The 13008-nt window shown below is 40.8% G+C and carries 12 protein-coding genes; 6 read left to right on the top strand and 6 right to left on the bottom strand.

The genetic code is table 11. The features are described 5' to 3' along the window. Window positions 1-456: 456 nt before the first annotated feature. Window positions 457-1764, bottom strand: a complete 1308-nt coding sequence (gene gltP / locus M0M83_RS12205) for a glutamate/aspartate:proton symporter GltP (RefSeq protein ID WP_125891262.1) — start codon at window positions 1762-1764, stop codon at window positions 457-459. Between the two features lie 534 nt (window positions 1765-2298). Further along, window positions 2299-2961, bottom strand: a complete 663-nt coding sequence (locus tag M0M83_RS12200; RefSeq protein WP_125891261.1) for a GntR family transcriptional regulator — start codon at window positions 2959-2961, stop codon at window positions 2299-2301. Between the two features lie 403 nt (window positions 2962-3364). Between M0M83_RS12200 and M0M83_RS12195 the strand changes: the two genes are divergently transcribed. From M0M83_RS12195 to M0M83_RS12175, 5 genes are read left to right on the top strand one after another with little or no spacing between them, the layout of a single operon-like run. Next, the gene (locus M0M83_RS12195) at window positions 3365-4606 is read left to right on the top strand and encodes an NRAMP family divalent metal transporter (protein WP_125891260.1); all 1242 of its coding nucleotides are present in this window, start codon (window positions 3365-3367) and stop codon (window positions 4604-4606) included. Window positions 4607-4620: 14 nt separating this feature from the next. Further along, window positions 4621-5400, top strand: coding sequence for a LamB/YcsF family protein (locus tag M0M83_RS12190; RefSeq protein ID WP_125891259.1), 780 nt, complete (start codon window positions 4621-4623; stop codon window positions 5398-5400). Beyond that, window positions 5397-6203, top strand: coding sequence for a putative hydro-lyase (locus M0M83_RS12185; RefSeq protein WP_248466647.1), 807 nt, complete (start codon window positions 5397-5399; stop codon window positions 6201-6203). Before M0M83_RS12190 ends, M0M83_RS12185 begins: the two co-directional genes overlap by 4 nt. A gap of 9 nt (window positions 6204-6212) precedes the next feature. Next, a complete protein-coding gene (locus M0M83_RS12180; protein WP_248466646.1) occupies window positions 6213-7817 on the top strand; it encodes an urea amidolyase family protein in 1605 nt (534 codons plus the stop codon). Then, window positions 7804-9543 carry an acetyl/propionyl/methylcrotonyl-CoA carboxylase subunit alpha gene (locus tag M0M83_RS12175; protein ID WP_248466645.1) on the top strand — a complete coding sequence of 580 codons (1740 nt, stop codon included), beginning with the start codon at window positions 7804-7806 and terminating at the stop codon, window positions 9541-9543. Before M0M83_RS12180 ends, M0M83_RS12175 begins: the two co-directional genes overlap by 14 nt. 40 nt (window positions 9544-9583) lie before the next feature. Here the strand turns inward: M0M83_RS12175 and M0M83_RS12170 are convergent, their stop codons facing one another. Continuing rightward, on the bottom strand, window positions 9584-9853 hold the full coding sequence (locus M0M83_RS12170; RefSeq protein WP_213912552.1) for a hypothetical protein: 270 nt from the start codon (window positions 9851-9853) through the stop codon (window positions 9584-9586). Between the two features lie 404 nt (window positions 9854-10257). Here M0M83_RS12170 and M0M83_RS12165 point away from each other — a divergent pair, with 404 nt between their 5' ends. Beyond that, window positions 10258-10800, top strand: a complete 543-nt coding sequence (locus M0M83_RS12165) for a DUF924 family protein (RefSeq protein ID WP_125891255.1) — start codon at window positions 10258-10260, stop codon at window positions 10798-10800. Window positions 10801-10859: 59 nt separating this feature from the next. Here the strand turns inward: M0M83_RS12165 and M0M83_RS12160 are convergent, their stop codons facing one another. From M0M83_RS12160 to M0M83_RS12150, 3 genes are all read right to left on the bottom strand, one after another. Then, entirely contained in the window at window positions 10860-11453 is a 594-nt protein-coding gene (locus tag M0M83_RS12160) for a TorD/DmsD family molecular chaperone (protein ID WP_213912554.1), read from the bottom strand. A gap of 150 nt (window positions 11454-11603) precedes the next feature. Next, complete coding sequence (locus M0M83_RS12155) at window positions 11604-12380, bottom strand: dimethyl sulfoxide reductase anchor subunit family protein (protein WP_125891253.1); 777 nt, start codon at window positions 12378-12380, stop codon at window positions 11604-11606. A gap of 1 nt (window position 12381) precedes the next feature. Beyond that, entirely contained in the window at window positions 12382-12999 is a 618-nt protein-coding gene (locus M0M83_RS12150; protein ID WP_125891252.1) for a DMSO/selenate family reductase complex B subunit, read from the bottom strand. Window positions 13000-13008: the final 9 nt, after the last annotated feature.

Here is a 13008-nt window from a genome sequence, read left to right as displayed (position 1 = left end):
CTTATCGCTTTTTCTAGCATATAATACAAAACGAGATAAACAGATGTTTACCTCGTTTGATCAATGAATTATGTTATTTTTAGTGTAAGGCTTCTCGTTATAACCAGCTGTGTAGCATAAAGTATGATAATGAAAATATAAAAATTATCATTAGGTGTTGGAGCACCTTTAAAAACAAAAGAAATCTTCTTATTTGATTCATTGTTTCCTGCTTAGCTAATAAAAAATGGCTAATTAAAAGTCTTATATAGTGTAGTAACACTGGCTATAAAATACCAATTTCTTAATGAAATATTAAAAAAATGTGAAATACATTACATATAATAAGTAAAAATAACTAAGACAATGAGTATTTAAAAATAAAAAATAACAGGTCATTTTTTGCGTAAAATAGAATCACTTTCAATAATGTTATTAATCGAAAGTGATTCTATTATAGAGTTGTTTTAGAATAAACTAAAAACTTTTTTCATATTCACGAGCTTTTTTATCATCATAATTATGTTCCCATTTGGCAATAACAAGAGCGGCTAGGGCGTTACCTACAACATTAAGTGCCGTGCGTGCCATATCTAAAATTCGGTCTACACCTGCGATGAATGCAAGCCCTTCTAGTGGGATCCCTACACTTCCGAGTGTGGCAAGAAGAACAACAAATGAAACGCCAGGGACCCCTGCAATACCTTTAGACGTGATCATAAGCGTAAATACTAGGATAAGTTCTTGTCCAATAGAGAGTTCGATACCATAGAGTTGGGCAATAAAAATAGCGGCAATACTTTGGTACAATGTTGAGCCATCTAAATTAAATGAATAACCGATTGGAATAACAAAGCTTGTTACGGATTTAGGCGCTCCATATTTTTCCATTTTATCCATAATACGAGGAAGCACAGTTTCAGAGCTGGCTGTTGAATAGGCGAGTAATAACTCATCTTTCAATATCATCATTAAAGTGAAAATATTTATTCGACAATAACGGGCGACTAATCCTAATACAACCACAGCAAAAAATATAATTGCACAATGGACAAGTATAACAAGTTTCAACAAAGGCACTAAAGATGAGAAACCAAAGTTAGCGACGGTAACGGATATTAGTGCAAAAACCCCGATTGGAGCATACATCATAATCATGTTTGTCACACGGAACATGGTTTCAGAGAAAGTCTGTAGTACACTGAGTAATGGTTGTTTTTTCTCAGAAGGTAAAGAAGAAAGCCCCAAACCAAATAATACAGCAAAAAAGATGACAGGCAGCATGTCACCACTTGCCATAGCAGCGAAAATATTACTTGGTACTAAAGTTAAGATCGTATTAATGATCCCTGAAGGGTGGCTTTCAACTTCTTGAGTGGTTTTTTCATATTGTGAGATATCGACTTGTGTTAATTGCGACATATCGATACCAACACCCGGTTGGAATATATTGGCAAAAGAAATGCCAACGATAATGGCAATTGTAGTAATAATTTCAAAATAAAGGATAGTTTTAAAACCGAGAGAACCGAGTTGCTTGGTATTACCAACCCCTGCGATCCCAACAATTAACGTTGATATAACGATAGGAACAACAATCATTTTGATTAATTGAATAAATATTTTACCGGCTGGGGAAAGAATATTTAAAATTAACCAGTCTTTATACTCTGAATTATCATGTAAAAGCGCCCCAGCAATAACACCTAAAATAAGAGCAAGTAATATTTGCCATCCTAGGCCAAATTTAAACGGCTTCTTTTTAGTCACTTGGTTTAATGTCATAATTAAATCTCATTTATATTAATAATTTTAATGTGTTTGTTTTTTGTTATCATAAATTTTATATCGAATATTCGGTAAAACCACAACTATTAACTCGATAAATTTGAGTAATTTCAACGAGTAATCGATGTAAATATGTTTCTAATGTTAAAAATAAAGCGGTAAATGGCGATGTGTGTAAAATTTTGGGGTTAAGTGTGAATGATTGAGTGATTTTTAATTTCTAAATGTTACCAAAGGTAAGCCTGATAAATATTCCAAAAATATTAATGATATGGTTTTTATGTTGTTTGTTTTTGTAAACAAAGGCGGATTAAATGAGAAACAGACAACAACACTTTATTTTTATCGAATAAGCGATTGAATGTGATTTTATATTTAAAGTATTAGATTTAATTAAAATTAAATCTGGCTAGATTAATAGATAGTATTGAGATACTAAAGGATTTCAATAAATGATTTCTCATTCTAATTTATATAATGAAATTAGTGAGGAGTAGGCGAGTTAAACAAAAAAATAAAACGTCAAACAACTTAAAGAGCAGATTGTTTTCGTTTAAATGCTGCGAGTAGTGTACGTTCAGAGAGATCTAAGTAACTACGTAACATATTGGCCGCATCTATATTCTGGCCAGAATCTAATAAATTAAGAATAGAGTAGTTTTTATCAATATAGGGTGCATATAAAATTTTAGGGTCATTGAGGTGGCCAAAGGCCAACCGTAATTCAGCAGACACATTACGGTATAATTTAATTAGGCGTTCGCTGTCAGATAATTCGACAATGGCCGTGTGAAATTTCATATTTGCAGTCCCTACCCCCACCCAGTTCTCTGTCTTTTCATGCTCTCGAGCTTCTTGAACTGCATCTTTCATTTTTTGAACTGATGGATGTAAGGCATATGCATGCATTAGTGCATCACATTCAATAAGTCGGCGAACTTGATAAATATCGATAATAGCAGCCATGTCTGGCACTGAGACAAATACGCCCTTATTTGGGGCATAAGTTAATAAACCTTCCTGCGTGAGTACGCGAAATACTTCCCGTAATGTATTTCGAGAAATATCGAGTTCTTCACTTAATGCCGCTTCAGATAAGCGTTGACCTGGTGTTATTTCCCCAATGGTTATCTTATGACGTATAACTTCCGCAATAGAAACAGATAAAGTTTGGACAACAGGTTGTTTTTTCATAATAAAGGCGAATTTTAGTCTCAGGGGCAATAAGCCGTTATATTCACATATTCAAATTATAGCAGCAAGTTTCATTTCTCCTTACCACATTCCCTCCTTGTATTTGCACAAGAATAGTGAAATTAAAATTTATTGCATCAATTTGGTGCAATTTGCTGGGTAAGTGATATGGCCAGTGAGCCAAAATTGTTAAAAAAGTGATCTCGTCTTGATTTTTAAACGACCAATTACGATTTCTATTGATTGTTTATTCATCATTCAATACTAATTGTTCAACAATTCATTAAAAATGAATTAACAATATAGTTAACAGGTAGAACAATGGCACGATAATTGCCTTAGTGATTATGACATCAACAACCACATCAATAATTAAAACAATAACTATTAGAGGAGTATGCACATGGCAGCTCAAGAAAGTGCACCAACTACTGCTGAATATGTGAAAAGCCGTCGTTCATCATTGATAAGCGCAATCTTTTTAATGGCAACCTCAGCCATTGGGCCTGGGTTTATCACTCAAACTGCGACTTTTACCGTGACATTAGGGGCTGCTTTTGCCTTCGGAATTTTAGCGTCTATTGTGATTGACTTCATTGTTCAGCAAAACATATGGCGGGTTGTTACCCTGACTAAAATGCACTCATCAGAAATTGCGAATGCCACAATTCCTGGGAGTGGTTATTTATTAGCGATATTAGTTATTTTTGGCGGGTTAATTTTTAATATTGGTAATATTGCAGGTGCAGGGTTAGGGCTTAATGCCTTAGTCGGCTTAGATCCTAAATGGGGAGGCTTGATTAGCGCATTATTAGCAATTTATATATTTTCCTCTCGCAAGGCCAGTACGTTTATTGACCGGTTAATTATTGGCTTAGGTGTCGTGATGATCGGCTTAACTTTATTTGTCGCTATCGCATCAAACCCTCCTGTTGGGGAAGCATTACGCCAAAGCGTATTACCTGACACAGTTGATTTTGCCATGATAACCACCATTGTTGGGGGTACTGTCGGGGGATATATCTGTTATGCAGGTGCTCATCGTTTATTAGATAAAGGCGCTGTTGGTATTGAAAATATTAAAATTGTCTCTAGCGCTGCCACAAAAGGCATCCTCGTTGTTGGGCTGATGCGGTATATTTTATTCTTGGCTATCTTAGGCGTCGTCGCAAGTGGTGTAACTATTGATATTTCGGGTCATGCGGCCAACCCTGCATCTCAAGCATTTCAGGCTGCCGCAGGTAATTTTGGTTTACGTATCTTTGGTTTAATCCTATGGGCTGCGGCACTCACCAGTGTAATTGGTGCGGCGTATACCTCAATGAGTTTCTTAACGGCATTTAAGTCTTCTATTACAGAAAGACAACGTAATGTCGCAACCATCTTATTCATTGCAGTTTCTCTGGTTGTCTATTTATTCATGGGAACTGCTCCCGCGGCACTACTTGTTTTTGCTGGTGGTTTCAATGGGTTAATTTTACCTATTGGCTTAACTTTATTTGTTTATATTGGCTGGAAACGTTCAGATTTAATGTCGGGTTATCATTATCCGCGTTGGTTACTATGGTCTGGTGTTGTGACGTGTGCACTCACTTGGTATATGGGTGTGATGTCTGTCGGTGCCATCTTTAATTATCTGAAATAACTCAAGGAGTGACCATGAAAAAGCAAATTGATTTAAACAGTGACCTTGGGGAAAGTTTTGGACAATGGGAAATGGGCAATGATAGCGACATTCTTCCTGTTGTTAGCAGTGCGAATATCGCTTGTGGCTTCCATGCGGGTTCACCAGAAGGGATATTAAAAACTCTGAAAGCCGCAAAAGAAAATGGGGTTGCTGTTGGTGCACATGTGGGCTATCCCGATTTAGTCGGCTTTGGTCGACGTAATATGGATATTGCATCGAATGAATTAACCGCAGACGTGATTTATCAAATTGGTGCATTACAAGGCTTAGCAACCGCAGCAGGGACACAAGTTTTATATGTTAAGCCTCATGGTGCACTGTATAACACGATTGCTCATGATAAGCGCCAAGCAATGGCCGTGATTGATGCGATATTAGCCATTGATAAACGACTGATATTAGTTGCATTAGCTGGAGCCCCGATAATTGAGTGGGCACGAGACAGTGGGCTAAGTGTCGTTGCCGAAGCCTTCGCTGATCGCGCATATAACAGCGATGGCACATTAGTATCCCGAAAACTAGCGGGCTCAGTATTACATGACCCGCAGGTAGTCGCAGGCCGTATGTTACAGCTGGTTATGGAAGGCGGTGTGATGTCAATTGATGGAAAATTTACACCTGTTGATGCTGGGTCGATTTGTGTTCATGGGGATAGCCCGGGGGCCCTTGAAATGGCAAAACAGGTGCGAGTCATCTTAGAGCAACAAGGTATTGAAATTTATGGTTTTGCCCACAAAGGAGACCATGAATGACACAGCTAATGAAGGCATCATTGCAGGCCATCGAAGCTGCTCGCCTTGCACGACAAGCCATCCGCGAAGGATATGACAAACCAACAGCAGGCCTTGCCCCGGGCATGACTCAAGCCAATATGATTGCATTACCACGTGACTGGGCATTTGATTTTTTATTGTATGCTCAGCGCAATCCAAAGAGCTGCCCTGTTCTAGACGTATGTGAAGCGGGGAGCTGGCAAACGGTCTTAGCGGAAGGCGCCGATTTACGCACGGACATTCCACGTTACCGTGTTTGGGAAAAAGGACAATTAATTGATGAAATTACGGATGCGACAACAATCTATCAACAACATCCTGATTTAGTCACTTTTTTAATTGGTTGCAGCTTTACATTCGAAACACCAATGATAGAAGCAGGTATTGATGTACGGCATATCACGGATAAATCGAATGTTCCGATGTATAAGACTAATCGCCTTTGTCGCCCAGCAGGGCGTTTACAAGGCGAATTAGTGGTTTCAATGCGCCCCATACCAGCAAATCGTGTGGCTGACGCAGTGAGTATTACGGGTAGGTTCCCTGCCGTGCATGGCACACCTGTTCATATTGGCGCGCCAGAACAACTAGGTATTACGGATATTATGCAACCTGATTTCGGTGATGCGGTTCGCATTGAAGAGGGCGAAGTTCCCGTTTTTTGGGCTTGTGGCGTCACACCTCAAGCTGCGGTAATGAAATCTGGAGTTCCTTTTGCATTAAGTCACGCACCGGGTTACATGTTTATTACGGATGTACCTGATGCCGCATATCACATATAGAGGTGCCAATTGAGATTTTTACCCGTCAATTTAAGTGCTTTTATGGTTGAGTTGGAAAGTCTTGAACAAACAATGGCATTGACTGATTCCTTAACAGAAATGCCAATTTATGGGATTGACGAAATAACGCCAGCAGCGAGGACGATTTTAATTCGCTATAACCCGATCAAAGCAGATGTGAATGATTTAGTTGAAAAGATATCTATTAGGGATGTGTCGAAGCTCGTCGGCAAGGCCAGTAAATTGGTCACGATCCCTGTTCATTACATTGGCGAGGATTTACCCGATGTTGCAGCACATTTAGGAATATCCACTGCGGAAGTGATACGTCGTCATACAGAAAATGAATTTCAGGTTGCATTTAGCGGTTTTGCCCCGGGTTTTGGTTACATGGTTTCGAAAGGCGCTAATCTGAATGTCCCAAGACGCCAATCGCCAAGGGTGCGTATTCCTGCGGGTTCTGTTGCATTAGCTGGGGAGTTTAGCAGTGTTTACCCACAAGCTAGCCCCGGGGGATGGCAGTTAATTGGTGTGACTGAACTATTAATGTGGGATATCAATCGACCTGAACCTGCGCTCGTCCAAGCAGGCATGCGGGTCAACTTTGTTGATGCCGCAAAAAGCCAAATTAGCTATAGCTTGCCAGCGAAAGTGGAAATCGAAACAAAACCTGAGCATTCAGCCGCTGATTTGACGGTTTTAGCGACAGGATTACAGGTTTTATTTCAAGATTTAGGGCGTATAGGCCAATCGGCCTTGGGGATCTCTGAATCAGGCGGTATGGATAAATCGGCATTACGTAGTGCAAACCGTATTGTAGGGAATAAATCAGATTCCGCCGTTTTAGAGATAACGCAAGGTGGGTTTAAGGCGCAAGTTCACAAGGACCTCATTGTTGCAGTAACTGGAGCGCCTTGTGCCATTGAGGTTATCACAGCAGAAAACCAGCTATATCAAGTTGACACTTATCAACCGATTCATTTAGCGAAGGGCGACACTATCAAACTCAGCCGCCCGAGCAAAGGAGTTCGTAGTTATTTCGCTGTCCGAGGTGGCTTCAATATAGAACCTATTTTATCGAGCTGCTCGTTTGATACATTAGCGCAAGTTGGCCCAACTCCAATCACGGCGGGCCAAACACTCACGGTTAACGGCTATTCATCTCCATTAGCCGTTTCATTAAATGAGGCGCCGGCTTTTGAGTACCCAGCAGAAAGTGATGTAGTGGTTTTGGATGTGGTATTAGGGCCTCGAACAGATTGGTTTACAAAACAAGCCGTTGAGCAACTAACGGATCAATTATGGCAAGTCACCGCATCATCAAACCGAATAGGTTTACGACTATTTAGTGAAAAACCGTTAGAGCGCGAACAATTACATGAGTTACCGAGCGAAGGAACTTGCATTGGGGCAATTCAAGTCCCCGCAAATGGCCAGCCTGTTTTGTTTCTCAACGATCACCCTCTAACGGGGGGATATCCGGTTATTGGTGCGGTATGTGAATATCATTTGGGTTTAGCGGGGCAAATTCCTGTGAATGCCAAAATACGTTTTAATCCACTCGGTGAATTTAAAGTATTAGAAGGGAGCCATTGTGCTTATGAAAATGAATAACAACAAAAAACATAAAGTATTGATTGCTAATCGAGGCGAAATTGCCGTTCGTATTATCCGTGCATGTCGTGATTATGGTTTCCAATCTGTTGCAGTTTATGCGGACAGCGATATTGACGCTCTTCACGTCAACATGGCGGACGAAGCCTATGGGCTTGGTGGAAATTCGCCAGCAGAAAGTTATTTGAATATTGAAAAGCTGATTAGTATCGCTCAACAGTCAGGTTCAACCATGGTGCACCCAGGGTATGGTTTTTTATCTGAACGGGCTGAGTTTGCGCGTGCGGTAGAGGCTGCAGGGTTAATTTGGATTGGACCGAGTGCAAACAGCATTGATGTATTAGGCGATAAGGTTCAAGCCCGTCATATTGCAATGCAAGTTGGCGCACCGTTAGTGGTCGGAACAAAAGACCCAGTGAAGAATGCACAGGAAGTACTCGAATTTGCACATCAACATGGCCTACCTATTGCAATTAAAGCGGCATTTGGTGGTGGTGGCAGAGGGCTAAAAGTTGCATGGCAACTCCATGAAGTTGAAGAGCTTTATCATTCAGCTGTGCGTGAGGCAACCGCCGCTTTTGGTCGTGGCGAATGCTTTATTGAACAATTTTTGCATAACCCTCGGCACATTGAAGCACAAGTTATTGCAGATACACATGGCAATGTGCTGGTGGTGGGGACACGTGACTGTTCATTACAGCGGCGCAATCAAAAATTGGTTGAAGAGTCACCAGCCCCTTTTTTATCTGAGAAGCAACAGCAGCAAATCATTCAAGCTTCAACGGATATTTGCCGCAAAGCGGGCTATGTGGGAGCAGGAACTGTGGAGTTTTTGCTAAGCCAAGATGGCACGTTGTCATTTCTAGAAGTCAACACACGCTTACAAGTCGAACACCCAGTCACAGAGGAAACCGCAGGTATCGACTTAGTGATTGAGCAATTGCGAATTGCAGAAGGCTTACCTTTAAGTATTAATGAGATGCCGACTCCTCGAGGGCATGCATTTGAGTTTCGTATTAATGCTGAAGATGCTGGAAATGGTTTTTTACCGACACCCGGCACTATTACGGTTTTTGATGCGCCAACAGGGCCGGGGGTTCGTGTCGATAGTGGAGTAACAGCGGGGACAACAATACCAGGCACTTTTGACTCGTTAATGGCGAAATTAATTGTTGTGGGGAGTACACGAGAGCAAGCCATTTCGCGTGCACGTCGTGCTTTGGCTGAATTTAACATTGAAGGTGTTGCCTCCGTATTACCATTCCATCGTGCGGTAATGGAACAAGCTGATTTTTGTGAGGATTTTAGCGTACATACGCGTTGGATAGAGACTGAATTTAATGTGGAAATTCCACCCGCAAAACGGCAAATTCCATTATCGGCTGCTGAAATAACACGCACTTTTATTGAAATCGATGGAAAGCGTTGCGAATTGGGTTTACCCACACAACTGTTTTCTGGCTTTTCAGTCAATAATTCAGCTGCAACCCACTCAGCCCCTCAAATCATCCATAACCCAGATGCCGTTAATGCCCCCATCTCTGGGCTATTATTTAACTGGCTGATCCCTCATGGAAATAATGTTTCAGAAGGGGATATAATTGGTGTCATGGAGGCGATGAAAATGGAAGTTCAAATTGTTGCACACCGTGCAGGAACGTTGAAACATTGCGCGATTAAAGGGGATTTTGTTGAAGCAGAGAGCCCAATAGCTGAAATTATTTAGTTTGGTCCGCTTAAGTTTGAGCTAAAGGAATTAGCTCAAACTAACGGGAAAGCCGTTCAGGCAATGTTCTTAGAGGAAGATGAGGTGCAGGAATAGCATGTTTTTCTTCAGCAGTTATTTCATTGCTATCGCGGTAGACTTCACCACATAGAAAATAGAGATTTGGACGTTTTGATTCTAGGTAGTCTTTTCGGCTAATACATTGTTCTTGTGTGAAAATAGTTTCAGTCACAGGTAACGCATCGCATGAATCTGAGCCACAAGGACTCACCCATAACGCCCAACCAATGAGTACCATATGTCCTGCCATTTACATTGCCTTCCTTAATAAGAACCAATATGAACCGCTGAAAAGTGATGACTGTAAGTAGCTATCGTAATTTACATACGCATTATAAGTTAAATTCTAACATTGAGTTAACCAAATGTATGTATTTAGTCATGGGGAATTCTTTTATTCACACTAAAAAGCAAATCGTTATGAATTAAACAGTTGCGAATTATTATAAATAGGAACCACATGATTTGGTAACAAATAACGCGGTATATAGTTAAAATTCCCCTAACGATATCGAGTGTTTTTTGGCGTCAGATCGCAAAAAAATAAAATAATTATCTACAAATAACCGATATTAGAGCTCAAGCCTGTCAATTAAGGCGAATTTTATCTAGGATTATGACAACCTCTAATAAGAAAATTGATAGGAATACATCATGACTGCCATGGAAGAAGTGCTTTCATTTTGGTTTGAGGAATCGACGCCAAAACAATGGTTTGAAAAAAGCGCTAAATTTGATTTAACGATAGCACAGCGATTTGCTCATGTTTGTGAACGTGCAGCTAAGGGCGAATTAGCGTATTGGCGTGCATCTATTCGTGGACGTTTAGCAGAAATTATTGTTCTAGACCAGTTTTCTCGTAACCTATGGCGCGATACGCCAAAGTCTTTTGCTCAAGATGGGATGGCTTTAGCTCTCGCGCAAGAAGCGATCAAACAGCATGATTATAACCTATTGACGTTATCACAGCGCAAGTTTGTTTTAATGCCATTTATGCATTCTGAATCCAGTTTTATTCATTTACAGGCTGTTGAACTTTTTCGCATGCTGGGTGATGACAGCACATTAGATTATGAAATGCGACATAAAGCGATTATTGACAAATTTGGTCGCTATCCACACCGTAATGAAATTTTAGGTCGGCCATCGACACAAGAAGAAATTGCATTTTTACAAGAGCCAAATTCTTCATTTTAGGTGAAAACCAAATGAGCCCATATTACTGCTTAATAAGCTCATTTGGTTTCGTTTTTCATTTAACGAAATAACTCAGTATCGATTGGCGATAACGCTAATTCTGACTGTAGTGATTTGAGGTAAATTTCAGTGATCTGCGCAAGGTTAGGGTAAAAGGCTGTCTCAGTTTTACTTTCCTGCACCAGTTTCAAATAACGATAAGCCCAAGGTAATAAATGTTGTTCAAATAGCGTTATAATGGCACTGTCGTCTTCTTGTTCCGCTAAAGCAGAAACAGCCATCATCATTAAGCCAAATTGGTCTTCAGGCTCACGAAGTCCGGTATCAGTCACTAACCCCTTGGTTTGCAAAAAGTGGCGATAAGCAGCCGTTGACTCTCCCATAACAGAATTATCATGTTCTTGATACACAGATCCCCATGGAGGCGCTGGCATACTACCTTGTCCTTCAAATAAGATAGAATAATCATACGAGATATCATCAGGTTGTGTTTGTGACAAGGCAGTACAAAGCGCCTGAATTTGTTCTGGATTTTCCCATGTGTGTAATTGTGGAATTTCACTCAAAACAGGGTAGACGTTTCGTAGCGTGTCCGATTGCGGAGGGTAGTAGAAAAACGCACCAAGGATGCGGATCATTGTCGTGTCAATCATATTATTTATCCGTCTTATTTTGCGCTAAAGTATGCCATCATTATCTGATTTCCTGTCACTGTATCGATGCAGGATAATGTGGGATTACTAAACAAAGAACCCCAAATGGGGTTCTTGAGTAATAAATTATAACATAGTAAGAACAATGCCTTACATGGTTATCTGCCACAAGTTATAGAATGCGATACGGCCAGCTAGTTCAGCTAATAATACTGCTGCGGCACACGTTGCTAATGTTGCTCTTGGCGCACGTTGTTTCAACGCCATACCAACAAATGCAGCTAAAGCAATCGCTAAGACAACCACTTGGAAGCCCCAGAAGCCTGTTTGCTCACCGCTAAGAGCGGGGCCGGTTTCGGCTAAAAACGCTTGGTAACCAGCACGGCTTGCAAAGATAGCGAAAGTACCAATTAAGAATGAAGCAATACCTAAGCCACGTGCGCCGATAGCAATAGCGAGCGCGCCGCCCCCGACTAACATCGTCATCCACATTTGCAGTGTGGTATAACCGGTGTCCCAGTTAGCAATAGTGGCGATATTGTACACTTGAGGGATTGACCAAACAAATGCAAGCCCTGACACGACTGCGGCAATATTTGCCAGTTCACGCAATAACGTATGCTTGAAAAACAGGGTGAAAAATAACGTTGCCGCAGCGCATCCAACAAATACGCCACTTAAGAAGGCTTCATTACTCATAGGCGAACGGCCCACACCCAGTAGCATATTGAAGAAGCGTAGTGGCTGGCCAACGTGTAACCCACCGATACCTAAACCAATTATCATAATAATAAAGGCAACGATATTGGCAGTTTTTAGCTGTTTATCATCAATAGATCCCATTTTACGGCTGATATAAGCGAGTAAAAAAAGCCCAGCAGCTGACTGTCCTAAGACAGTGAAAAAAACGAGTGGTAATTCATGCATCTTACACCTCCGCAGGGTTTTTTAATTCGCCACTTTTATCGCCAAATGGCTTCGCATCTTTATGGGGTTTGATGACAATATTTGGGTTTGTCAGGCTTGGGTCTGGCATTGGAGCGATACCACACTCGGTCCCGTGTAACTCACGAAGAACATTAATATCATCAAAATCTAAAGCACGCTGCGGGCAAGACTCAACACAAACCGGTTTCATTCCTTTTGCGACACGTTCATAACAGCCGTCGCATTTAGTCATGAGTTTTTTCTTCTCATCAAACTGTGGTGCGCCATATGGACAGCGTAATTCACAGTAACGGCAACCCACACAAATAGATTGGTCAACTACGACTAAACCATCTTCTTCACGTTTGTGCATTGCACCGGTTGGGCAACCTGCGACACAAGTCGGGTTTGAGCAATGGTTACATGAAATTGAAAGATAGTAATTAAAAACGTTTTGCTGCCAAATACCATCTTGTTTCTGCCAACTACCGCCACCAAACTCGTAGACACGACGGAATTTTGGACCTAAATCTAAATCTTTTTCATCCTTACAACTGACTTGACATGTTTTACAGCCAGTGCATTTAGTGGAGTCAAAGTAAAAGCCATATTGTTTCATTATTCAACT

The sequence above is a fragment of the Providencia rettgeri genome (assembly GCF_023205015.1).
In the GTDB taxonomy this organism is placed as follows: domain Bacteria; phylum Pseudomonadota; class Gammaproteobacteria; order Enterobacterales; family Enterobacteriaceae; genus Providencia; species Providencia rettgeri_E.
Note: the sequence above shows the minus strand (reverse complement) of the source record. Positions and strands in the feature narration are given on the sequence as shown.

Excerpts from the sequence above, each read along its gene's own strand:
- gltP (WP_125891262.1), bottom strand. The coding sequence starts at position 1,764 with ATGACATTAAACCAAGTGACTAAAAAGAAGCCGTTTAAATTTGGCCTA.
- M0M83_RS12200 (WP_125891261.1), bottom strand. The coding sequence starts at position 2,961 with ATGAAAAAACAACCTGTTGTCCAAACTTTATCTGTTTCTATTGCGGAA.
- M0M83_RS12195 (WP_125891260.1), top strand. The coding sequence starts at position 3,365 with ATGGCAGCTCAAGAAAGTGCACCAACTACTGCTGAATATGTGAAAAGC.
- M0M83_RS12190 (WP_125891259.1), top strand. The coding sequence starts at position 4,621 with ATGAAAAAGCAAATTGATTTAAACAGTGACCTTGGGGAAAGTTTTGGA.
- M0M83_RS12185 (WP_248466647.1), top strand. The coding sequence starts at position 5,397 with ATGACACAGCTAATGAAGGCATCATTGCAGGCCATCGAAGCTGCTCGC.
- M0M83_RS12175 (WP_248466645.1), top strand. The coding sequence starts at position 7,804 with ATGAAAATGAATAACAACAAAAAACATAAAGTATTGATTGCTAATCGA.
- M0M83_RS12170 (WP_213912552.1), bottom strand. The coding sequence starts at position 9,853 with ATGGCAGGACATATGGTACTCATTGGTTGGGCGTTATGGGTGAGTCCT.
- M0M83_RS12165 (WP_125891255.1), top strand. The coding sequence starts at position 10,258 with ATGACTGCCATGGAAGAAGTGCTTTCATTTTGGTTTGAGGAATCGACG.
- M0M83_RS12160 (WP_213912554.1), bottom strand. The coding sequence starts at position 11,453 with ATGATTGACACGACAATGATCCGCATCCTTGGTGCGTTTTTCTACTAC.
- M0M83_RS12155 (WP_125891253.1), bottom strand. The coding sequence starts at position 12,380 with ATGCATGAATTACCACTCGTTTTTTTCACTGTCTTAGGACAGTCAGCT.
- M0M83_RS12150 (WP_125891252.1), bottom strand. The coding sequence starts at position 12,999 with ATGAAACAATATGGCTTTTACTTTGACTCCACTAAATGCACTGGCTGT.